17 protein-coding genes are annotated in these 20,538 nt (G+C 67.0%); 9 read left to right on the forward strand and 8 right to left on the reverse strand.

All coding sequences use genetic code 11. The annotated features are described in order from the left end of the window. Position 1 precedes the first annotated feature (1 nt). Positions 2-2,200, forward strand: a complete 2,199-nt coding sequence (gene glgB / locus DFP88_RS02150) for a 1,4-alpha-glucan branching protein GlgB (RefSeq protein ID WP_110813286.1) — start codon at positions 2-4, stop codon at positions 2,198-2,200. Positions 2,201-2,210: 10 nt separating this feature from the next. On the opposite strand, the gene DFP88_RS02155 is transcribed toward glgB, so the two are convergent. From DFP88_RS02155 to DFP88_RS02165, 3 genes are all read right to left on the reverse strand, one after another. Further along, positions 2,211-3,254: a GTP pyrophosphokinase gene (locus DFP88_RS02155; RefSeq protein ID WP_110812789.1), complete on the reverse strand. Its 1,044-nt coding sequence runs from the start codon at positions 3,252-3,254 to the stop codon at positions 2,211-2,213. 86 nt (positions 3,255-3,340) lie between these two features. Next, positions 3,341-5,299, reverse strand: coding sequence for a DNA topoisomerase IV subunit B (parE, locus tag DFP88_RS02160; RefSeq protein ID WP_110812790.1), 1,959 nt, complete (start codon positions 5,297-5,299; stop codon positions 3,341-3,343). A gap of 89 nt (positions 5,300-5,388) precedes the next feature. Then, complete coding sequence (locus tag DFP88_RS02165; protein WP_245904637.1) at positions 5,389-6,684, reverse strand: alpha/beta hydrolase family protein; 1,296 nt, start codon at positions 6,682-6,684, stop codon at positions 5,389-5,391. 73 nt (positions 6,685-6,757) lie between these two features. On the opposite strand from DFP88_RS02165, the gene DFP88_RS02170 reads away from it, so the two are divergent. The 5 genes from DFP88_RS02170 (at position 6,758) to DFP88_RS02185 (ending at position 12,007) form a co-directional block, all read left to right on the forward strand. Continuing rightward, positions 6,758-7,648 (forward strand): NAD-dependent epimerase/dehydratase family protein, encoded by an 891-nt coding sequence (locus DFP88_RS02170; RefSeq protein WP_110812791.1) that lies wholly within the window; start codon positions 6,758-6,760, stop codon positions 7,646-7,648. Positions 7,649-7,751: 103 nt separating this feature from the next. After that, positions 7,752-9,014 (forward strand): beta-ketoacyl-ACP synthase II, encoded by a 1,263-nt coding sequence (gene fabF / locus DFP88_RS02175; protein WP_110812792.1) that lies wholly within the window; start codon positions 7,752-7,754, stop codon positions 9,012-9,014. Then, complete coding sequence (mltG, locus tag DFP88_RS02180) at positions 9,014-10,174, forward strand: endolytic transglycosylase MltG (protein ID WP_110812793.1); 1,161 nt, start codon at positions 9,014-9,016, stop codon at positions 10,172-10,174. Before fabF ends, mltG begins: the two co-directional genes overlap by 1 nt. Before the next feature lie 209 nt (positions 10,175-10,383). Then, the gene (locus DFP88_RS16795; protein WP_146227395.1) at positions 10,384-10,716 is read left to right on the forward strand and encodes a hypothetical protein; all 333 of its coding nucleotides are present in this window, start codon (positions 10,384-10,386) and stop codon (positions 10,714-10,716) included. Continuing rightward, on the forward strand, positions 10,598-12,007 hold the full coding sequence (locus DFP88_RS02185) for a DNA-packaging protein (protein WP_110812794.1): 1,410 nt from the start codon (positions 10,598-10,600) through the stop codon (positions 12,005-12,007). Before DFP88_RS16795 ends, DFP88_RS02185 begins: the two co-directional genes overlap by 119 nt. A 90-nt stretch (positions 12,008-12,097) precedes the next feature. Here DFP88_RS02185 and ilvN read toward each other — a convergent pair whose 3' ends face one another. The 3 genes from ilvN to DFP88_RS02200 all read right to left on the reverse strand — a co-directional run bounded on the left by ilvN (position 12,098) and on the right by DFP88_RS02200 (position 15,649). After that, on the reverse strand, positions 12,098-12,661 hold the full coding sequence (gene ilvN, locus DFP88_RS02190) for an acetolactate synthase small subunit (protein WP_110812795.1): 564 nt from the start codon (positions 12,659-12,661) through the stop codon (positions 12,098-12,100). A 12-nt stretch (positions 12,662-12,673) separates the two neighbouring features. After that, on the reverse strand, positions 12,674-14,425 hold the full coding sequence (locus DFP88_RS02195; protein WP_110812796.1) for an acetolactate synthase 3 large subunit: 1,752 nt from the start codon (positions 14,423-14,425) through the stop codon (positions 12,674-12,676). Positions 14,426-14,704: 279 nt separating this feature from the next. Next, positions 14,705-15,649, reverse strand: coding sequence for a YihY/virulence factor BrkB family protein (locus DFP88_RS02200; protein ID WP_110812797.1), 945 nt, complete (start codon positions 15,647-15,649; stop codon positions 14,705-14,707). Between the two features lie 136 nt (positions 15,650-15,785). Here DFP88_RS02200 and DFP88_RS02205 point away from each other — a divergent pair, with 136 nt between their 5' ends. Then, positions 15,786-17,426 (forward strand): alpha-amylase family protein, encoded by a 1,641-nt coding sequence (locus DFP88_RS02205; RefSeq protein WP_110812798.1) that lies wholly within the window; start codon positions 15,786-15,788, stop codon positions 17,424-17,426. Between the two features lie 23 nt (positions 17,427-17,449). Here the strand turns inward: DFP88_RS02205 and DFP88_RS02210 are convergent, their stop codons facing one another. Next, positions 17,450-18,010, reverse strand: a complete 561-nt coding sequence (locus DFP88_RS02210) for a hypothetical protein (RefSeq protein ID WP_110812799.1) — start codon at positions 18,008-18,010, stop codon at positions 17,450-17,452. Positions 18,011-18,114: 104 nt separating this feature from the next. On the opposite strand from DFP88_RS02210, the gene DFP88_RS02215 reads away from it, so the two are divergent. Both DFP88_RS02215 and DFP88_RS16965 read left to right on the forward strand, forming a co-directional pair. Further along, positions 18,115-18,861, forward strand: coding sequence for a DUF6502 family protein (locus DFP88_RS02215; RefSeq protein WP_110812800.1), 747 nt, complete (start codon positions 18,115-18,117; stop codon positions 18,859-18,861). After that, on the forward strand, positions 18,851-19,003 hold the full coding sequence (locus DFP88_RS16965) for a hypothetical protein (RefSeq protein ID WP_181418539.1): 153 nt from the start codon (positions 18,851-18,853) through the stop codon (positions 19,001-19,003). The genes DFP88_RS02215 and DFP88_RS16965 overlap by 11 nt, the downstream gene beginning before the upstream one ends. Before the next feature lie 96 nt (positions 19,004-19,099). Here the strand turns inward: DFP88_RS16965 and DFP88_RS02220 are convergent, their stop codons facing one another. After that, positions 19,100-20,503, reverse strand: coding sequence for a dipeptidase (locus DFP88_RS02220; RefSeq protein WP_110812801.1), 1,404 nt, complete (start codon positions 20,501-20,503; stop codon positions 19,100-19,102). Positions 20,504-20,538 lie beyond the last annotated feature (35 nt).

Below are 20,538 nucleotides of genomic sequence, written 5' to 3' on the forward strand. Positions count from 1 at the left end.
CATGACTGATCTGCCGACCGACCTGCCAGCCACCGCCCCCGATGCCGCCACACTCGAGGCCATCGTCCGCGGCCGTCTTGGCGACCCCTTCTCCCACCTCGGCCCGCGCGAGGTGGGGGGGCAGCGCGTCCTGACCGTCTTCGCCCCCGACGCCGCCGAGGTGACGGTGCTGGATCCCAAGGGCAAGGAGGCGGGCAGCCTTGCCCGCATCCACCCCGAGGGCGTGTTCCACGGTGTCCTTCCGAAGGCGATTAAGGAAGACTACCGCCTGCGCCTGAAGGCGGGCGAAGCGATCTGGGACCGTGACGATCCCTACCGCTTCTACCCGGTGCTGGGCGAGATGGACGAATACCTCTTCGCCGAAGGCCGCCACGAGGAGCTGTGGGAGCGGTTCGGCGCCCATCCGATGACCCATCAGGGTGTCGAGGGCACGGTCTTCAGCGTCTGGGCCCCCAATGCCCGCCGCGTCAGTGTCGTGGGGCACTTCAACGCTTGGGACGGTCGCCGCCATCCGCTGCGCAAGCGCATGGGCGGCGGGCTGTGGGAGTTGTTCATTCCCGGCCTGACCAAGGGCGAGCTCTACAAGTTCGAGATCGTCGGCGCCTATGGCGATGTCCTGCCGCTCAAGGCCGATCCCCTGTCGTTCAAGCAGGAGATGCCGCCCGCGCAGGGCTCCATCGTCAACGGCCTCATCAAGCACGACTGGCAGGACGGCGACTGGATGGCCCGCCGCGAAAGCCTGCACAACAAACCCGTCAGCATCTACGAGGTGCACCTGGGCAGCTGGCGCCGCGGCGCCGAGGGCGAGATCCTCGACTACGACCAGATCGGCACCCAGCTGGCCGATTACGCGACCGAGATGGGCTTTACCCATATCGAGTTCCTGCCGGTGACCGAGCATCCCTTCACCGGGTCCTGGGGTTACCAGCCGATCGGCCTTTTCGCGCCGACCGCGCGTTATGGCACGCCGGAGCAATTTGCCTCGATGGTAGACAAGCTGCACCAGGCGGGGATCGGCGTCCTCGTGGACTGGGTGCCGGCGCACTTCCCCTCGGACGCGCATGGTCTGGCGCAATTCGATGGCACCGCGCTTTACGAGCATGCGGATCCGCGCCAGGGCTTCCACAAGGACTGGAACACGCTGATCTACAACTTCGGCCGGGTCGAAGTGGCGAACACCCTGCGCGCCAGCGGCACCTTCTGGATCGACCAGTACCACATCGACGCGCTGCGCGTGGATGCGGTGGCCTCGATGCTGTACCTCGACTATTCGCGCAACGACGGCGAGTGGGTGCCCAACATGTACGGCGGGCGCGAGAACCTCGAGGCGATCGAGTTCCTCAAGCGGACCAACGACCGCGTCACGCATCTGGGCGGCGCCAGCATTGCCGAGGAAAGCACCGCCTTTCCCGGTGTATCGCGTCCGGTGAACGAGGGCGGCCTCGGCTTCGACTTCAAGTGGAACATGGGCTGGATGCACGACAGCCTGGCCTACATGCAGGAAGACCCGCTCTACCGCAGCTACCACCACAACGAGATGACCTTCTCGATCCATTACGCCTGGTCCGAGAATTTCGTCCTGCCGATCAGCCACGACGAGGTTGTGCACGGCAAGGGCAGCTTGCTGAACAAGATGCCCGGCGACCGCTGGCAGAAGTTCGCGAACCTGCGCGCCTACCTCGGCTGGATGTGGACGCATCCGGGCAAGAAGCTGCTCTTCATGGGGTGCGAGTTCGGGCAGGAGCGCGAGTGGAACCACGACCAGTCGCTGGACTGGCACCTGCTGGACGATCCGATGCACAAGGGCGCGCAGGACCTCGTGCGCGACCTGAACCACCTGATGAAGGCCGAGCCGGCGCTGCATGCACTCGACTGTTCGCCCGAGGGGTTCGAATGGATCGAGGGCGGCGATCACACCCGCTCCGTCTTCGCCTTCATGCGCAAGGGCGGGCAGGGAACAAAGCCGCTGCTGGTGGTCGCCAACATGACCCCGACGGTGCAGGAGGGCTACAAGCTGGGCGTGCCCCATGCCGGCACATGGACCGAGCGGCTGAACACCGACGCGAGCCTTTACGGCGGCTCCGGCGTCGGCAACGGCGGCAAGGTGGTGACGCTGCCGGAAGAAAGCCACGGGCGCGCGCAGAGCCTGTTCCTGACGCTGCCGCCGCTGGGGCTGGTTGTGCTGCAGCCGGAGGGGTAACGCCTCTCAGTCAACTAGGTGGTTCGATCTCTATGCTGTACTTTTTAAATACGGCGTAGAGATCCGTCCTTCCAGAGGCTTCTTCAAGATATGGTATATCTTGCTCTAGTATGGTGGAGAAACCATAGCGCCAAGCATCGTTAAAATATCTTTCAGCATCGCGGCAGATCATGAAGTCTCGGATTAGGCCTGTGACTGTTTGGTTTTCATCGGATGCGTCAAAAAGGGTTTTCAGGTCGACTGTTTTAAGTAGCGCGGTGAGATCTGCGACAGTATTTATTCCGAAGCCGTTGAGTTCGGTTAATGCGGCATCTTGAACGGACAAGTCGCCGAGAGAATCCACATCACCTCCAACGAGCGAAATTTCTTTACGAAGAACTTCTATGATGGCAAGCTTTGAAAGGTTTTCATTCTTTTCGGACTGATCATCTTCGCTAATGCTTCTTGCATATGCGGCAGCTTCATGGGTGATCTGAGCAAATTCACGATCAATAAGTTCAAGCGTACCTGCTAAGACCATGAGGCGGTGAGCCAAATCATCGGGTAAGGCGTGGAGCCCTTTGTAATTATATTTGTGTTCTATTTCCGCCCAAGTATTCTGCAAGGCTGTTCTGATTTGTATTTCGAAGTTGAGATCGCCGATATTTCTATATTCTGGTAAAGATCTTCGAGCGTTATCGATTTTTCCTACAATGTGAAGGGAGCGATAACCTACACTGTCCGCGCGATCAAAGTAGCGTTTATCGATGCTGTTGTTTTCGTCGACATCTATGTAGTTCTTTATGGCTTCTGCAACTTTATCTACATGGCTTTCTAGATAAACGACTATTCGAAACCCTACCAGATCTGTGCATTCCGTAAACGGATCATTATAAGGCTTGGCTTCGCTTTTCTTATAGGCGCTTTCTGCGGACTTTATTCTAGACGTGAGGATCTGGAACTCGCTGCCAGATTCCCTTAGTGCATCTTCTAAAAGCGACTTAATTTTTCTATCCAGAGTCCGTAGGCGCGGCAGTTCCTCTTTGTAGCGAGCTAGGAATTCCTTGTGGCGCATGAAGGCTTGACTCTTAATAAATTAAATTAACAGGCCCGAAATTTTTTTTTATACGTGTGCGAAGGTGTTTCATGCCTTCTATAAATTTATACATCCAGCTCTTCGACAAACCGCGCGTTCTCCTGGATGTACTGGAACCGCAGCTCCGGCTTCTTACCCATCAGGCGCTCCACCAGATCGGCCGTCTCGCCGGGCATGTCGTCGCCGACGGTGACGCGGATCAGCTTGCGAGACGACGGGTCCATCGTCGTCTCTTTCAGGTCCTTGGCGTCCATCTCGCCCAGACCCTTGAAGCGCTGCACGTCGATCTTGCCGCGGCCGCCCAGGCCCTGCGCCATCATCCGGTCCTTCTCGGCGTCGTCGGCGACATAGAGGCGCTTGGCCCCCTGCGTCAGGCGGTAGAGCGGCGGGCAGGCGAGGTAGAGGTGGCCAGCGTCGATCAGCGGGCGCATCTGGCTGAAGAAGAAGGTCATCAGAAGCGCCGCGATATGGGCGCCGTCGACGTCGGCGTCCGTCATGATGATGATCTTGTCGTAACGCAGGTCGTCCAGCACGAAGCGGCTGCCAAGGCCGGTTCCCAGCGCCTGGGTCAGGTCGTTGATCTCCTGGTTGGTGCCGATCTTCGAGCTGGCGGCCCCAAGCACGTTCAGGATCTTGCCGCGCAGGGGCAGCAGGGCCTGCGTCTTGCGGTCGCGCGCCATCTTGGCGCTGCCGCCGGCGCTGTCGCCCTCGACGATGAAGAGCTCGGTTCCGGCGCGGGCGCCGGTGGAGCAATCGACCAGCTTGCCGGGCAGGCGCAGCTTCTTGGTCGCGGACTTGCGCTGCGTCTCCTTCTCCTGCCGGCGGCGCTGCCGCTCCTCGGCGCGCAGGATCAGGAAATCGAGGATCGCGCCGGCGGATTTCGTATCGCCCGCCAGCCAGTTGTCGAAGCGGTCGCGCACCGCGCCCTCGACGAGGCGCTGCGCCTCGGCGGTGGCGAGGCGGTCCTTGGTCTGGCCGACGAACTCCGGATCGCGGATGAAGCAGGAGACGACGGCGCAGCCGCCGACCATCAGGTCCTCGCGCGTGATCTGCGCGGCCTTCTTGTTGTTCACCAGCTCGCCGTAGGCGCGGATGCCCTTGAGGATCGCGGCCCAGAAGCCGCTTTCATGGGTGCCGCCCTCGGGCGTGGGCACAGTGTTGCAGTAGGACTGGATGAAGCCGTCGCGCGCAGGCGTCCAGTTCACGGCCCATTCGACCTTGCCCGGCACGCCGAAGCGCTCCTGAAACTCCACCGTGCCGGCGAAGGGTTTTTCGGCATAGGTGGTGGCGCCGTCCAGCACCTCGGTCAAGTAATCGGCAAGGCCGCCGGGAAAGTGGAAGGTCGCCTCGGCGGGCGTCTCGCCGTCGTCGATGGCCGACTTCCAGCGGATCTCGACGCCGGAAAAGAGGTAGGCCTTGGAGCGGACCATCTTCAGCAGGCGCGCGGGCTTGAACTTGTGGTGGCCGAAGATCTCTTCGTCCGGGTGGAAGGTGGTCGAGGTGCCGCGCCGGTTCGGCGCCGCGCCGACCTCTTGCAGGGGGCCCTGCGGGATGCCGCGCGCGAATTCCTGCGCCACCAGCTTGCGATCCCGCGCCACCTCGACCCGCATCCGGTCCGAGAGCGCGTTGACCACGCTCGCCCCGACGCCGTGCAGGCCCCCCGAGGTCTGGTAGGCCTTGCCCGAGAACTTGCCCCCCGCGTGCAGCGTGCAGAGGATCACCTCCAGCGCCGATTTCCCCGGGAACTTGGGGTGTGGATCGAAGGGCATGCCGCGCCCGTTGTCGCGGATGGTGCAGGAATAATCGGCGTGCAGCTCCACCTCGATGCGGTTGGCATGGCCCGCGACCGCCTCGTCCATCGAGTTGTCGAGAACCTCGGCCACGAGGTGATGCAGCGCCCGCTCGTCGGTGCCGCCGATATACATGCCGGGCCGCTTGCGCACCGGCTCCAGCCCCTCGAGGACCTCGATCGAGGAGGCGTCGTAGGTGGAAGGCTCTTCGCCGGAAAGAAGGTCGTCGGCCATGGGGGCTGCTCTTGTTGCTTTTGGGGTAGGGGGCATTGTGACAGATCCGGCCGGGACGGGGAAGCGGGGTGGCCCGCCCCGGCCCGAGGCTATTCGCCCGCCTCGCGCGTCTCGAGGCGCAGGCCCGGCGCCTCGCCGCCGGCGAAGCCGTCCCAGTACTCGCCGCTTTGGCCCTCGACCGGCTGCTCGGGGACGAGGTCGAGGTAGGCCGCCTTGCCGGTATCGCCCTTGAGGTGAAGGTCGAGGAAGGCGGTGACCATGTGCTGGGCGATGTTGTTCATCCGCACCGTGTCCCAGACCGGATCGGCGTAATGGGTGAAGGGCAGCCAGTCCATGTCCGGGAATTCGCCCCAGGCGGCAGAGGGGGCGGGCATCGGCGCCCCGGCGTTATGGCCCGCGTTCTCAAAGGTCAGAAGCTGGCGGCGGGTGCCGGTCGTCTCCTCGAAGATCGCGCGGATGGCGGGGTACCCAGAGGTCGCATCGGCGCTGCCGGCGAGGATCAGCAAGGGGATCTCGATCCCGGCCAGACCCTCGGCATCCCAGAAATCAGTGTTGCGGCCCCAGGGGCCGAAGGCGACGGCGGCCTTGAGGCGGTCGTCGCGCAGCGCGGCGAAGCCCGGGGTTCCGGCGCGGTTCACGGCCAGCAGCTCCATCGGCGGGGCATAGCCGCTGTCCAGCGCGGCCTCGCTGACACCGGCGCCGGCGAAGATCAGCGCCCCGTAACCGCCCATGGAATAGCCGATGATCGCGGCCGTCTCGCCATCGGTGATCGCGCCGAGATCGCCGTCCAGCGCCGCCATGCCGTCGAGCACCGCCTGCTGGTCCCATGGACGGTTCACGAGGGTCGAGGCGAAGGCGCCCTGGTCGGAATAGGTCGAGTCGGGATGGTCGATGGAGGCCACGACATAGCCCTTGGAGGCGAGGTTCTCGGCCAGCGGCGAGAGCAGGAAGCGGTTGCCGGGATAGCCGTGGCTGACGAGGACGAGGGGAAAGCTCTCCCCGCTCGCGGCGCCGGCGTCGCGCGCGGCGCGGCCGCTCAGCGTGACGGGGGTGGTGCCGTCGCGCAGGACGGTCTCGTAGGTGGTGCCTGCTTGCGTGCCCTCGGCGGCGGGATACCAGACCTCGACCGTCAGGCTGCGGGTGGTCAGCGGCGCCTCCTCCGGGCCCCCCTCGGGCGCCTCCATCGCCATGACGGCGGGCACGTCCGGCACATCCTCGCGCGCGATCGTCAGGCTGCGCACGCCCACCGGCCAGTCGCCATAGGCGGCAAGCTCCGGCGCGTCGGGGCGGATGGTGTCGATGGGATCCTGCGCCAGCGCCGGGGTCCCGGCCAGTCCGGCGGCCATCACGGCGGCGCAGCCGGCCTTGTATCGCGTTACCTTCATTGAACTCTCCGCGTGTTCCGTGCTTTCCACTGTGACGAGTGTAGCGGCCCAGGCCGCAAGAGGGAGGCACAACATGCGTATCTTTTTCACCGGCGGCAGCGGCAAGGCCGGACGTCACGCGATCCAGTACCTGCTTGAGCAGGGGCACCGCGTCACCAATGCGGATCTGGCGCCGTTGAACAATCCGAAGGTCCACGACCTGAAGGTCGACCTGACCGACAGCGGACAGGTCTTCAACGCGATGCAGGCCTGGGACGGCATGGACGAGCTGGAGCCGGGCGCGGCCCAGCCGAAGTACGACGCCGTCGTGCACTTTGCCGCGATCCCGGCGATCCTGATCCGTCCCGACAACGAGACCTATCGCATCAACGTCCTCTCGACCTACAATGTCATGGACGCGGCTGCGAAGCTCGGCATCCGCAAGGTGATCTTCGCCAGCTCCGAGACCACCTATGGCGTGTGCTTCGCGCAGGGCGAGGTGAAGCCGGAGTATGTGCCCGTCGACGAGGAGCATCCGACCGTGCCGCAGGACAGCTACGCCATGTCCAAGGTGGTGAACGAGGCGACGGGCCGCAGCTTTCAGGCGCGCACCGGCTTCGACATCTACGGTCTGCGGATCAACAATGTCATCGAGCCCGACGAATACGAGAAAAATTTCCCCGCCTTTATGGAGGATCCCTCGCTTCGCCGTCGCAACATCTTCGCCTATATCGACGCGCGCGATCTGGGCCAGATGGTGCAGAAGTGCCTCGAGACCGACGGGCTGGGCTACGAGGTCTTCAACGTCTCGAACGACGACATGTCGGTCGGCATCACCACCAAAGAGGTGATGGAGCGCTTCTACAAGGGCGTTCCGCAAAAGCGCGAGATGGGCGAGACCGAGACCTTCTACGCCAATGACAAGGCCAAGCGGATGGTCGGTTTTCAGCCCCAGCACGGCTGGCGCGACGTGCTGAAGGCCTAGGCCGGCAGGACCGGCAGGCGGACAGACGCCGAGGGCAGGCTTGCCCCCGGCTTTTGCGCTGCTGTATCAGGGGCGCGATTTACCAAGACGGGCGGAGACGGCGATGCGGCGCGTAGTTGTGACAGGGCTGGGACTGGTGACACCTCTGGGCGATGGCGTCGAGACCAGCTGGTCCCGCCTGCTCGAGGGGCGGTCCGGGGCAGGGAAGATCACGCGTTTCGACGCGAGCGGCCTTGCCACGGACTACGCCTGCGAGGTGCCGCTGGGCGATGGCTCGGACGGGACCTTCGACGCGAACCGCTACATGCAGCCGAAAGAGCGTCGGAAGGTCGACGACTTCATCCTCTACGGCCTTGCTGCCGCGCAGCAGGCGGTCGAGGATGCGGGCTGGATGCCCGAGGATGTCGAGGCGCAGGAACGCACCGGCGTGATGATCGGCTCCGGCATCGGCGGGCTGAATTCCATCGCCGAGACGGCGCTGCTGATCAAGGAGAAGGGGCCGCGCCGCGTCTCTCCCTTCTTCATCCCCGGCGCGCTGATCAACCTGATCTCGGGGCAGGTCAGCATCCGCTACGGCTTCAAGGGGCCGAACCATTCGGTCGTCACCGCCTGTTCCACCGGCGCCCATGCCATCGGCGACGCGACGCGGCTGATCAAGTACGGCGCGGCGGATGTCATGGTCGCCGGCGGCGCCGAGGCCGCGATCTGCGAGATCGGCATCGCCGGTTTCAACGCCTGCAAGGCCCTTTCCACCAAGTGGAGCGACGAGCCGCAGCGCGCCAGCCGCCCCTATGACGCGAACCGCGACGGCTTCGTCATGGGCGAGGGCGCCGGGATGGTCGTGCTCGAGGAGTACGAGCATGCCAAGGCCCGCGGCGCCACGATCTACGGCGAGGTGCTGGGCTACGGCATGTCGGGCGACGCCTACCACATCACCGCCCCGTCTGAGACTGGCGACGGTGCCGAGCGCGCGATGCGCGCCGCGCTCAAGGACGCCGGGATCGAGCCGGGGGCCGTGGACTACGTCAACGCCCATGGCACCTCGACCATGGCCGACACGATCGAGCTGGCCGCGGTGGAGCGGATGCTGGGTGATGCCGCCGGGCGGGCCACCATGTCCTCGACCAAGTCGATGACCGGGCACCTTCTGGGCGCCGCCGGTGCCATCGAGGCCGTCTTCTCGATCCTCGCGCTGCGCGATCAGGTCGCCCCGCCGACCATCAACCTCGAGGATCAGGCCGTCGAGACGGCGCTCGACCTCGCCCCCAACGTGAAGCGAGAGCGCGAGATCAACGTCGCCATGTCCAACAGCTTCGGCTTCGGGGGCACCAACGCCAGCCTCGTGCTGGGCAAGGCGCCCGCCTGATGTGGCGTAACATCGCCTCCAACGCGCTGACCTTCCTGATCATCGGCCTCTTCCTTGCGGCCGGGGTCGTGGTCTGGGGCGCGCGGCAGTTCCGCGATCCCGGCCCGCTGGCCGCCGCGATCTGCCTGCAGGTCCCCTCGGGCGGCACCATGCGCGGCGTCAGCAGCGATCTGGCCGGGCAGGGGGCGATCACCTCCGGCACGATCTTCCGCATCGGCGCCGATTACGCCGACCTCTCGGGCCAGCTCAAGGCCGGCAGCTTCCTCGTGCCCGAGGGCGCGAGCATGGAGGAGATCCTCGGCATCGTCACCCGCGGCGGCCAGAGCACCTGCGGCACCGAGGTCGTCTTCCGCGTCGGCGTCAACGCGCTTCAGGCCGAGGTGCGCGAGCTCGACCCCGCGACCGAGCGCTTCGAGGAAGTGGCCGAGTTCGACCCCGCCTCCGACGAGGCCCTGCCCGAGGAATACCTCTCGGTGCGCGAGGCCATCGATACCCGCTACCGCCTGGTGGTGGCCGAGGGCACGACAAGCTGGCAGATCGCGACCGCGCTGAACGCGCTGGATGTCCTCGAAGGCGAGGTCGCGGTGCCGGACGAAGGCATCCTCGCCCCCGGCAGCTACCCGGTGGAGCCGGGCATGCAGGCCGGCGGCCTCATCGCGCAGATGGAGGATGCCCAGCAGGCCATCCTGCAGGAGGCCTGGGCCAACCGCGCCAGCGACCTGCCGATCCAGACCCCGGAAGAGGCGCTGGTCCTCGCCTCGATCATCGAGAAGGAGACAGGCATCGCCGAAGAGCGGCCCGAGGTCGCGAGCGTCTTCGTGAACCGCCTGAATTCCGGCATGCGGCTGCAGACCGACCCGACGGTGATCTACGGCATCACCGAAGGCGAGGGCGTGCTGGGGCGGGGCCTGCGGCAAAGCGAGCTTCGCGCCGCGACGCCCTACAATACCTACGTGATCCTCGGCCTTCCGCCGACACCGATCGCCAACCCCGGCCGCGCCAGCATCGAGGCCGCGACCAACCCGGCCCAGACCGACTACGTCTTCTTCGTCGCCGACGGCACGGGCGGTCATGCCTTCGCCGAGACGCTGCAGGAGCATAACGAGAACGTCGCCCGCTGGCGCGCCATCGAGGCCGAGCAGCAGTCGTCCGGAGAATGAAGATTTCGTAACCATGGCGGGCGCTTGGCGCCCGCTCTTCACGCGATCAACCTTGACTCTGCGTCCGCTATGACGTAAGGGTAAAGCCAAGCTGAGACAGCTGGGCAAGCGGCCCGGGGACCTTCCCCGAGGCCGCTTTTTCGCGTTCGGACCATATCCCCATCGCGATCATGGACCCGGCTGCCGGCGATACCCGAGCAGGAGGCAGCATGGACGACAGAACCGGTCAGGGGCAGGAGGCCGCGGCGCGCGCCAAGGAAGTGGAGGATGCACGTGCGCTGCTGCTCTCGGTGCGCTCCACCGTCGCCGATCTTCTGGCGGCGGTGGCAGCGGGCGAGGCGGGCGCGCTTGGCGCCCTCGTGCAGAAGCAGGGAGAGCTGGAAAGCGCCCTGAAGCGTCTTTTCGAAACGGAGGGGAAATACAATGACTGGATCGGCAAGCAGACGGGACGCGGACGGGACGGGGACATCGATCTCGCCGCCGTCAGACACCAGATCGGGTGCCGCCTGGCTCGCCTCCGCGCCTGCTGCCGCGAGGGATGAGTTCCTCGCGGGGCTGACGGAGGCGGAACTGCACGGGCTGCCCTGGCTCTTCGACTTCTGGGCCCTCGACCACCAGCTCCCGCCCGAGGGCGACTGGCGCGCCTGGGTGATCCTCGGCGGGCGCGGCGCCGGCAAGACCCGCGCCGGCGCCGAATGGGTGCGCAGCAGGGTCGAAGGCGCCGGCCCGATGGACGCGGGCGAGGCGCGGCGCGTGGCTCTCGTGGGCGAGACGCTGGACCAGGCGCGCGAGGTCATGGTCTTCGGCGAAAGCGGCATCCTCGCCTGCTCGCCCCCCGACCGGCGGCCCACCTGGATCGCCGGACGGCGGATGCTGGTCTGGCCGAACGGGGCGACGGCGCAGGTCTTCTCCGCCCATGATCCCGATGCCCTGCGCGGGCCGCAGTTCGACGCCGTCTGGGCCGATGAGCTGGCCAAGTGGAAGCAGGGGCAGGAGGCCTGGGACATGCTGGAATTCGGCCTGCGCCTCGGGGACCGCCCGCGCGCCTGCGTCACCACCACGCCGCGCAACGTCGCCGTCCTCAAGGACCTGCTGGAGCGCGAGGGCACGGTGCGCACCCATGCCCCGACCAGCGCCAATCGCGCCTACCTGGCCGACAGCTTCCTCGAGGCGGTGCAGCGCCGCTACGCCGGCACAAGGCAGGGCCGGCAGGAGCTCGACGGTGTGCTGCTGGCCGATGCCGAGGGCGCGCTCTGGCCGAGCGCCCTCCTTGAGGGCTGCGGCATCGACCGTGCGCCCGATCTCGACCGCATCGTCGTGGCGGTGGATCCGCCGGCCAGCGGCCACAAGGGCTCCGACGATTGCGGCATCGTCGTCGCGGGCGCGGTCACCAAGGGCCCGCCCGAGACATGGCGCGCCTATGTGCTCGAGGATGCGACGGTCTCGGCGGCCTCGCCGCAGGCCTGGGCCCGCGCCGCCCTCGCCGCGCTCGAACGCCACGGCGGCGAGCGTCTCGTGGCCGAGGTGAACCAGGGCGGCGCCATGGTCGAGGCGGTGATCCGGCAGATCGACCCGCTCGTGCCCTTCAAGCCGCTGCGCGCCACCCGCGGCAAGGTCCTGCGGGCCGAGCCCGTCGCCGCCCTCTACGAGCAGGGGCGCGTGCGCCACCTGCGCGGCCTCTCGGCGCTCGAGGACCAGATGGGCCAGATGAGCCTGCGCGGCTTCGACGGGCCGGGCTCCCCCGACAGGGTCGATGCCCTCGTCTGGGCCCTGCACGAGCTGATGATAGAGCCCGCGCGCAGCTGGCGCCGTCCGCGCCTGCGCGTCCTCTAAGCAGAAGGGCCGGCTCCTTTCCGGCGCCGGCCCCTTCATGTTTCTGGAAATACTCCGGGGGTCCGGGGGCTGGCCCCCGGTCCCGCTACTTCAGCCGGCGCTGCCGCGCGACAGCGCCGCGACCCCGGTCCGCGCCATCTCGGTCAGCCCCAGCGGCCGCATCAGCTCGGCAAAGGCATCGACCTTGTCGCTGGTGCCGGTGATCTCGAAGATGAAGCTCTCGAGCGTCGTGTCGACCACGCTGGCGCGAAAGATATCGGCCAGCCGCAGTGCCTCGACCCGCGCCTCGCCCTGGCCCTCGACCTTGAAGAGCGCGAGCTCGCGCTCCACGCTGCGTCCCTCGACGGTCAGGTCGTGCACCTCGTGCACGGGCACGATGCGTCCCAGCTGCGCCTTGATCTGCTCGATCACCTGCGGCGTGCCGGTGGTGACGATGGTGATGCGGCTGGTATGGCCGGTGTGGTCCACCTCGGCCACGGTCAGGCTCTCGATGTTGTAGCCGCGCCCGGAGAAAAGGCCGATCACCCGCGCCAGCACGCCCGGCTCGTTCTCGACCATCACGGCCAGCGTGTGCCGCTCTTCCACGTCCGAGAAGGTGGAGCGCAGGTTGTAGGCGGAATGGCTCGTGGAGCCCTGTTCGATGTTCAGCGCCATGACCTCGTCTCCTTACACCAGCACCGCGCCGCCGGCCTCGATGGCCTGCTCGGTCGCCGCTTCGCCCATTAGCATCTCGTTATGCGCCTTGCCCGACGGGATCATCGGGAAGCAGTTCTCGTGCTTCTCGACGAGGCAGTCGAAGACCACCGGCCCGTCGTGATCCAGCATCTCCTGGATCGCCTCGTCCAGCTTGTCCGGATCGCTGCACTGGATGCCCTTGGCGCCGAAGGCCTCGGCCAGCTTGACGAAATCGGGCAGCGCCTCTGACCAGCTTTGCGAGTAGCGCTCGCCGTGCAGAAGCTGCTGCCATTGCCGCACCATGCCCAGCCGCTCGTTGTTGAGGATGAACTGCTTGACCGGCAGGCGATACTGCGCCGCCGTCCCCAGTTCCTGCATGTTCATCAGCCAGGAGGCCTCGCCCGCGACGTTGATGACCGTCGCGCCGGGATGCGCCACCTGCACCCCGATCGAGGCCGGGAAGCCGTAGCCCATGGTCCCGAGCCCGCCGGAGGTCATCCAGCGGTTCGGCGCCTCGAAGCCGAGGAACTGCGCCGCCCACATCTGGTGCTGGCCGACCTCGGTCGTGATGTAGCGGTCCTGCCCCTTGGTCAGCGCCTCGAGCCGCTGCAGCGCGTATTGCGGCTTGATCACGGTCTCCGAGCCCTTGTAGCGCAGGCAGTCCTGCGCCCGCCAGGCGTCGATCTGCGCGTGCCAGCGGCTCATCGCGGCGCGGTCGGTCTTCGACCCGCGCGCCTCCCAGGCCTCCAGCAGGTCGGTCAGCACGCTGGCGCAATCGCCAAGGATCGGGATGTCGACCGGGATCACCTTGTTGATCGAGGAGGCGTCGATATCGATATGCGCCTTGATCGACTGCGGCGAGAAGGCGTCGGTGCGGCCGGTGATCCGGTCGTCGAAGCGGGCGCCGACGCAGATCAGCAGATCGCAGCCGTGCATCGCCATGTTCGCCTCGTAAAGCCCGTGCATCCCCAGCATGCCCAGCCAGCGCTCGCCCGAGGCGGGGTAGGCGCCGAGGCCCATCAGCGAGGAGGTGATCGGGATGCCGGTCTTGGCCACAAGATCGCGCAGCAGGCGGCTCGCCTCGGGGCCCGCGTTGATCACGCCGCCCCCGGTATAGAGGACCGGCCGCTCCGCCGTCTCGATCGCCTGCGCCAGCGCAGCGATGACCGCCGGATCGCCCTTGGTGCCGGGCTGGTAGCGGCTGCGGATCGCCTCGGGCGCGGTATAGGTGCCGGTGGCGAACTGCACGTCCTTGGGCACGTCGATCAGCACCGGGCCGGGACGGCCCGAGCGGGCGACATGGAAGCCCTCGTGCAGGGTGCGGGACAGCGCGTCGGTGTCCTTCACCAGCCAGTTATGCTTGGTGCAGGGGCGGGTGATGCCGACGGTATCGGCCTCCTGGAAGCCGTCGGTGCCGATCAGGAAGGTCGGAACCTGCCCCGAGATGACGAGGATCGGGATCGAATCCATCAGCGCATCGGTCAGCCCGGTGACCGCATTGGTCGCGCCGGGGCCCGAGGTGACGATGGCCACGCCGACGCGCCCGGTAGAACGGGCATAGCCCTCGGCGGCATGGATCGCCGCCTGCTCGTGCCGGACGAGGATGTGCTTGATCCCGCTTTGCTGGAACAACTCGTCATAGATCGGAAGGACGGCGCCACCGGGATAGCCGAATACCGTGTCCACGCCCTGATCCGTCAGTGCCTGGATCACCATCCTTGCGCCGGTCATCGCCTGGGTCATCGCCTGTGTCCTTCGGTTGCCTGTCGCGTGCTGTGTCATGAGAGGGGGGGACGAAAAAGCCCCCGGCGGGGACCGGGGGCGCATGGGAGACCGTCATGGTCCTGCCGTTACCGGCCCATGCGCCCTTCTTCCACAAGTACGAGGTGCTCTTGCATCCGCGTATCGCCCCTATTCATCCTGCTTGCGGATTAAGCATGGGGGCGCGGCGGGGTCAACAGGCTGCGCCGATAAAGTGTCGCGAAAGACGCTCTGGGCGTAACATTATTTTGTGCGGGCCGCTCATTCCTGCGTCGGTCTTGTTCCGTCCGGCACCTCGGGCTTCTCCGCAGGGCCGGAGGGGGAGCCGCTTTCCGGCTCCGGGTCGTCCTTGGCCTGACCCTCGATCTCGGAATCCAGCGTCGCGCCGAGAAGCACGATATAGGCAGTCAGCCAGAGGAACATCAGCAGCACGATCATGCCGGCGAAGGTGCCGAAAGTCGCGCTGTAGGCCGATGTGGTGCGCACGTACCAGGCGAAGGCCAGCGTGCCCGCCAGCCAGACAAGGCAGGCCACGGTCGAGCCCGGCGTGATCCAGCGCCAGCGCCGCGGCGGATGCGCCGGTCCGAAGCGGTAGAGCAGGGCGAGCGCGATATCGACGAGCACGAGGATCAGCGGCCAGCGCAGCACCCGCGCGGCATCCTGCGCCCAGTGCCCCACGAGGAGGTGATCCGTCACCTCGGGCAGCAGCGCCACGGCGCTGACCCCGGCCAGCGCCCCCAGCATCGCCATGAGCGTCAGCAGAAAGGTATAGGGGATCAGCTTGAACAGGCTGCGCGTCTCGCGCTTGTGGAAGGCGACGTTCAGCCCCTCGATCAGGGAGGCCATTCCGCGCGAGGAGGAGTAGAAGGCCACCCCGAGGCCCAGCGCAGCCGTCAGCCCCAGCTGGCTTCCGGTGCTGCCGGCCACCTGCTGCGCCTGCTCGATCACGATCTCGGCGGCCTGCGCGGGCAGGATCTGCCCGATCTCGCGCAGCGGCACCACCAGCGCGGCGGGATCGATCAGCAGGCCTGCGACGGCCATCATCGCGAAGAGGCCGGGAAAGATCGCGAGCATGCCGAAGAAGGCGCAGCCGGCGGCGATCAGCCCGACGTGGTCACGCAGCTGCCGCAGCCAGACCCGCCCCAGCAGCGAGAGCCAGCCCTTCGGCGTTATGTCGAACGGGCTGGCGTGGCGTCTTTGCGTCATGATCACTGATCTTTGAACGGTCGGAAAGGCAACGCCGCCCTGACGGAACCCGTTCCGTGGCGCGTCGGCCCGCTCTCGCCGCGCCGCGGCGCAGCGCTATCTCGCGGCGGGCAGGAAACCCCGAAAGGCTCGGCCCATGATGGATCTTTGGTACAAGAACGCGGTGATCTACTGCCTCGACGTGAAATCCTTCATGGATGCAAGCGGCGATGGCTGGGGCGATTTTCAGGGTCTGACGGACCGCCTCGACCATCTCGAGGCGCTGGGCGTGACCTGCGTCTGGCTCAATCCCTTCTATCCCAGCCCGAACCGCGACAACGGCTACGACATCTCGGATTTCTACGGCGTGATGGAGCGGCTCGGCAGCCCCGGCGACTTCGTCGCCTTCTCGCGCGAGGCGCGGGACCGCGGCCTCAAGGTGATCATCGACCTCGTGGTGAACCACACCTCGAGCGAGCATCCCTGGTTCAAGGCCAGCCGCGAGGACCCCGACGGCCCCTACGGCGATTTCTACGTCTGGTCGAAGGAGAAGCCCAAGGACATCACCAAGGGCATCGTCTTCCCGGGCGTGCAGGACGCGGTCTGGACCCACGACGAGACGCGCGATGCCTGGTACATGCACCGCTTCTACAAGTACCAGCCCGATCTCAACATCTCGAACCCGGCCGTCCGGGAGGAGATCATGAAGATCATGGGCTACTGGCTGGAGCTGGGGGTCTGGGGCTTCCGCATCGACGCCGCCCCCTTCCTGATCGAATACGAGGGCCTCGACGAAGAGCCGGATCGCGATCCGCTGCTGCTTCTGACCGAGATGCGCGATTTCCTGTCCTGGCGCCGCGCCGGCGGCATCTTCATGGCCGAGGCGAACATCACCCGCGACAAGGCGCCGGGCTATTTCGGCGGCCACGAGAACGGCACCGAGGAGCGGCTGCACATGCTGCTGGACTTCCCGGCCAACCAGGCGATGTGGCTCGCCTTTGCGCGTGCCGATGCCCGCCCCATCGCCGAGGCGCTGCGCAGCCGGCCGCAGAAGGTGCCGGGGCAGGCGCAATGGGCGAACTTCCTGCGCAACCACGACGAGCTGAGCCTCGACAAGCTGAGCGATGACGAGCGGCAGGAGGTCTTCGACGCCTTCGGCCCCGAGAAGGACATGCAGCTTTACGGGCGCGGCCTGCGCCGCAGGCTGGCGCCGATGCTGGGCGGGGATACCGAACGGCTGAAGATGGCGCATTCGCTGATGCTGGCGCTGCCGGGCACGCCGGTCATGTGGTACGGCGACGAGATCGGCATGGGCGAGGATCTGTCGCTGGAAGAGCGCGAGGCGGTCCGCACGCCGATGCAATGGGCCGACGAGCGCCACGCGGGCTTTTCCTTCGACGGCACCGACCTCGTGCGTCCGGTGGTCGAGGATGGGCCGATGGGCTACCACGAAACCAACGTCGCCAGCCAGCGTGGCCGGGCCGGCAGCCTTCTGACGCAGGTGCAGCACCTGATCCGCACCCGCCGCGCCTGTCCCGAGATCGGCTGGGGCGAGACCGAGATCATCGTGGGGCTGCCCGATTGCGTGCTGGGCCTCGTGTGCAGCTGGCGCGGCGGGCGCGTGCTGACGCTGCACAACCTGTCCGATCAGCCGCAGGAGGTGCAGGCGCCGCTCGATGGTGCCTCGCACCTCGTGCCGCTCATGGGCGATGCCGGAGAGGCGCTGGAGGCCGACAACCGCATCGCCATGACGCCCTACGGCTACTGCTGGTTCCGGGTGGACGGCGAGCGGCGCTAGGGCCGCTCGGCCCCGGCGCCGGGTTAGCCCGGGCGCCGGGCGATCCCGCGCAGCATCTCCTCGACCACAGGCAGCGCGGCCTGCGCGATGTCCGCCGTCACCCGCTCCAGCTGGGCCGGGTTGCGGATCGGGCCGCCCCAGAAGCCGCGCCGCCCGCCGGCGGGCGAGACCGCCTGCGCCGTCGCCATCACCCCGCCCGAGGCGGTGTGATAAAGGACGATATCGGCCGATCCGGTCTCGGGCTGCATGCGGAGCAGGATCAGGTAGGCGTAGCGCTGCTGCCGCGCGGTCTCGATCAGGGCGGCGGTGCCTCCTCTGGCGGAGGGCATCCCGGAGGAGACGAGGGGCGTGAAGCTGCCGAGGCTCGACGCGCGCTCGGCAAGGTCCGTCCAGAGCGCCGCCTCATCGGCCCCCGCAGGGATCGCATGGCCATAGACGCTGCGCGCCAGCGCGAAGCGGGCGGGTAGTTCGAAGCGGTCCGGCGTCTCCTCGACTTGGGAAATCGGCGCGGCATCCCCGACGAAATTCGGGGCAGAACAGCCGCCGAGACAGGCGGCGAGGCAGGCGATCAGGAGGATTTTCATTTGGGAACTCCGGTGCGGGTCTGGGTGGCTGAGAGGTGCGTGTGCATAATGCACATTCCAGCCTGCGCCTTGCCCTGTCAAGGGTGAGTGTGCAAGATGCACATATGCACTGGCTCGACCCGATCCTCTCCCCCTTGGCCCGCCTCGCCGTCCGCAAGGGATGGCTCTTCCCGGCGGTGGAGCGGCGGCTGCGGCAGGCCTATATCGCCGCCGCGACCTCAGGCGGGGAGGGGGCGATGACCGACAGCCGGATCAGCGTGATGACCGGCTTGCAGCGGCGCGACATCGCACGGCTGCGCCGCGAGGAGGCGCCGGAGCAGCCGCCACGCCAGCCGCTGGCCGAGATCATCTCGCGTTGGTGGGACGACCCGGCCTACGACCCCGCTGGCCTGCCGATCCAAGGCGAGGCGGGCAGCTTCACCGCGCTCGCGCGCAGCGTGCGGCAGGACGTTCATCCAAGAACCTTCCTCGACCTGCTGATCGAGAGCGGCGCCGTCACCGAAGAGGCGGGGCGGGCCAGCTTGACCACGCGCAGCTACCAGCCGCTTCCGGGATCGGAAGAGCAGCTGGGTTACCTTGCCGACAATGTCGGGGACCACCTCTCGGCGGCCGTCTCCAATGTCCTCGGCGAGGCCGGCAACTACGACATGGCGGTGCATTACGACGGGCTCTCGCCCGAGGCGATCGCGACGCTCGAAGAGCGTTACCGCGCCGGCATGACCCGGCTGGTGGAAGAGCTGGACAGCATGGTGCGCGCCCTGCCGCAGAGCGCCGAGGGGCAGCAGCGCTTCCGCGCCGGCGGCTATTTCTTCAAGACCTCAGGACCCGGGACAGACCAACATGATCCGTAAAGCCCTTATCCTTGCCGCGCTCCTCGCACTCAGCGCCTGCTCGCCCCCGGCGCAGTTCAGGACCTGCCCGCCCGAGGGCGGCATCGGCGGCACCGGTGCCTGCGCGATCCAGCCGGAGGCCCTGCCTGCCGCGCGGGTCTGACCGGCAGGCCTGACGCCGCAAGACAAAGGGCCGGGCGCTGTCGCACCCGGCCCTTCGGTTATGCGTCCCGGGGCGCAGAGGCCTTGGGCTGCGCCCTCAGCTCTCGCGCGAGAGGGCGGCGAGGATGCGCGCCCAGCTGCGCACGCCGTGCTGGAAGCTGTCGAGGTCGTATTTCTCGTTCGGGCTGTGGATCAGGTTGTCCTCGCGGGCAAAGCCGATCAGCATCGCGTCCATCCCGAGGATCGTGTTGAAGTAGCCCGCGACGGGGATCGACCCGCCGGTGCCGGTGAAGGCGGCCTCCTTCGGCCATTCGTCCGAGAGCGCCTGACGCGCCAGCTCGAAGGCCGGGTTCTGCGTCGACATCACGCTCGCCTTTGAGGCGCCGTGCTCGGCGAAGCTGACCGAGCAATCGGCCGGCAGCACGGATTGCACGTAGGCGCGGAAGTTCTCGCGGATCGCGTGCGGGTCCTGATCGCCGACCAGCCGGAAGCTGATCTTGGCGCTGGCCTTGGAGGGCAGGACCGTCTTGAAGCCCGCGCCCTCGTAGCCGCCGGAGATGCCGTTGACCTCGCAGGTCGGGCGCGACCAGAGCATTTCCAGCGCGCTGCGATCCTGCTCGCCCGCCGGGACGCTGACGCCGACATCGCCGAGGAACTCCGCCTCCCGGAAGCCGAGCTCCGCCCATTGAGCGGCGATATGCTCGGGCACCTCGGGCACGCCGTCGTAGAAGCCGGGGACGGTGATCCGCCCCTCGTCATCATGCAGCCCGGCGATGACCTTTGACAGCACGCGGATCGGGTTGATGACGGCGCCGCCGAACATGCCCGAATGCAGGTCGCGGTTCGGGCCGGTGATCGTCACCTCCTCGCCCAGCAGGCCGCGCAGCATGGTGGTGATCGCCGGACGCTCGCCCTGAAAGAGGTCGGTGTCGCAGATCATCGCGACATCGGCGGTCAGCGCCTCGCGGTTCTCCTCGAGGAAGGGAATCAGCGACGGGGAGCCCGATTCCTCCTCGCCCTCGAAGAACATCGTGACCTTGACCGGCAGGCTGCCATGCACCGCGACCCAGGCGCGGCAGGCCTCGACGAAGGTCATCAGCTGGCCCTTGTCGTCGGAGGAGCCGCGCCCGGTGATGATCTTGCCGCGCGGGCCGTCCTTGATCTCGGGCTCGAAGGGCGGGCGGTCCCAGAGATCCAGCGGATCGACCGGCTGCACGTCGTAATGGCCGTAGAACAGAAGGTGCCGCTCGCCGGTGCCGGCGGTGCCCATGACCATCGGATGGCCCGGCGTCGGGCGCGGGGCCGCATCCTCGAAGCCGATGCCGCGCAGTTCCTCGGCCAGCCATTCGGCGGCCTGCTGGCAATCGGCCTTGTGCGCCGGATCGGTCGAGATCGAGGGGATGCGGATCAGCGCCTGCAGCCGCTCGAGCGCCGCGTCCATCTGCTGATCGATGCGGTCGAGGACCGGCTCGAGGCGCGGGTCGGTATCGGATGATGTCATGGGCAGGCTCCTGGGTCTTGCTTCGCGCGCGAGGG

This window comes from Pseudoroseicyclus aestuarii, assembly GCF_003217255.1.
Lineage (GTDB): Bacteria > Pseudomonadota > Alphaproteobacteria > Rhodobacterales > Rhodobacteraceae > Pseudoroseicyclus > Pseudoroseicyclus aestuarii.

Coding starts and splice junctions, on each gene's coding strand:
- DFP88_RS02220 (WP_110812801.1), bottom strand. CDS start 20,503: ATGACATCATCCGATACCGACCCGCGCCTCGAGCCGGTCCTCGACCGC.
- DFP88_RS02215 (WP_110812800.1), top strand. CDS start 18,115: ATGCACTGGCTCGACCCGATCCTCTCCCCCTTGGCCCGCCTCGCCGTC.
- glgB (WP_110813286.1), top strand. CDS start 2: ATGACTGATCTGCCGACCGACCTGCCAGCCACCGCCCCCGATGCCGCC.
- ilvN (WP_110812795.1), bottom strand. CDS start 12,661: ATGGCGCTGAACATCGAACAGGGCTCCACGAGCCATTCCGCCTACAAC.
- mltG (WP_110812793.1), top strand. CDS start 9,014: ATGTGGCGTAACATCGCCTCCAACGCGCTGACCTTCCTGATCATCGGC.
- DFP88_RS02155 (WP_110812789.1), bottom strand. CDS start 3,254: ATGCGCCACAAGGAATTCCTAGCTCGCTACAAAGAGGAACTGCCGCGC.
- DFP88_RS02170 (WP_110812791.1), top strand. CDS start 6,758: ATGCGTATCTTTTTCACCGGCGGCAGCGGCAAGGCCGGACGTCACGCG.
- DFP88_RS16795 (WP_146227395.1), top strand. CDS start 10,384: ATGGACGACAGAACCGGTCAGGGGCAGGAGGCCGCGGCGCGCGCCAAG.
- parE (WP_110812790.1), bottom strand. CDS start 5,299: ATGGCCGACGACCTTCTTTCCGGCGAAGAGCCTTCCACCTACGACGCC.
- DFP88_RS02165 (WP_245904637.1), bottom strand. CDS start 6,684: ATGAAGGTAACGCGATACAAGGCCGGCTGCGCCGCCGTGATGGCCGCC.
- DFP88_RS02195 (WP_110812796.1), bottom strand. CDS start 14,425: ATGACCCAGGCGATGACCGGCGCAAGGATGGTGATCCAGGCACTGACG.
- DFP88_RS02185 (WP_110812794.1), top strand. CDS start 10,598: ATGACTGGATCGGCAAGCAGACGGGACGCGGACGGGACGGGGACATCG.
- DFP88_RS16965 (WP_181418539.1), top strand. CDS start 18,851: ATGATCCGTAAAGCCCTTATCCTTGCCGCGCTCCTCGCACTCAGCGCC.
- DFP88_RS02205 (WP_110812798.1), top strand. CDS start 15,786: ATGATGGATCTTTGGTACAAGAACGCGGTGATCTACTGCCTCGACGTG.
- fabF (WP_110812792.1), top strand. CDS start 7,752: ATGCGGCGCGTAGTTGTGACAGGGCTGGGACTGGTGACACCTCTGGGC.
- DFP88_RS02200 (WP_110812797.1), bottom strand. CDS start 15,649: ATGACGCAAAGACGCCACGCCAGCCCGTTCGACATAACGCCGAAGGGC.
- DFP88_RS02210 (WP_110812799.1), bottom strand. CDS start 18,010: ATGAAAATCCTCCTGATCGCCTGCCTCGCCGCCTGTCTCGGCGGCTGT.